Consider the following 322-nt stretch of genomic DNA (forward strand, 5'->3'; position numbering starts at 1 on the left):
AAAGGTCATCGGCGGTTCCATTATTGCCAGAAATATCACACATGATATTGCAGAACAGCAGCTTATATGGAAACAAGCTAATTACGATAACCTCACGGGGCTGGCTAACAGAGATTTATTTTTAAAATCACTCACACATGAAATGGAAATGGTTCAAGACTCCATCTCACGTGACAACCTGGTGTTGTTGTTTCTCGACTTGGATAATTTCAAAGACTTCAATGATAATTATGGCCATGATTTTGGTGACGAAGTGTTGCGCCATGCTGCGGATGTACTGACAAAAACATGCCGTAATGCGGATCTTATTGCTCGCTACGCA

The 322-nt window shown here is 41.3% G+C and carries 1 protein-coding gene; it reads left to right on the forward strand.

The window, feature by feature from the left end:
• Nucleotides 1-322: diguanylate cyclase domain-containing protein (locus B4K20_RS03640; RefSeq protein WP_289281923.1), on the forward strand; the 322-nt coding region annotated here is incomplete at both ends.

Origin of the sequence: Methylophaga sp. UBA5088 (genome assembly GCF_002414625.1) — a bacterium.
In the GTDB taxonomy this organism is placed as follows: Bacteria; Pseudomonadota; Gammaproteobacteria; order Nitrosococcales; family Methylophagaceae; genus Methylophaga; species Methylophaga marina.